Source organism: Marinobacter confluentis, from assembly GCF_004785685.1.
Lineage (GTDB): Bacteria > Pseudomonadota > Gammaproteobacteria > Pseudomonadales > Oleiphilaceae > Marinobacter > Marinobacter confluentis.
Map to the genome: position 1 here is coordinate 1 of NZ_SRPF01000050.1, position 312 is coordinate 312.

Genomic DNA, 312 nt, shown 5'->3' on the forward strand with positions numbered 1-312 from the left:
GGACGACGGTGACCTGGGCGATTTCGACCTGCTCTATCTGGAGGAACAGGGCGTTCCATTAATCGAAATTGTCCATGAACTTCATCAGGACCTTCCGGACCAGACAGTTTACGTGGGCGGCATGGACCCGGATGAAGTGCTGGTGGATATGATTTTCGACGCGGTCGATTCCGAGCCTCCCTTTGAGATCGTGGGCATCGAATCCCTGGTAACCTCCCTTTCCCGCGAAGCCCTGGATGATCGACGCCGCCAACTGCTCACCGACGAAGGCCTGGAACCCCAATTTCCGGAAAACGGTGTCTACGCCCTGCT

General features: G+C 56.7%; 1 protein-coding gene. It reads left to right on the top strand.

Annotation, left to right across the window (positions count from 1 at the left end):
• On the top strand, positions 1-312 hold a 312-nt coding region (locus tag E5Q11_RS17510), incomplete at both ends, for a hypothetical protein (RefSeq protein WP_135804720.1).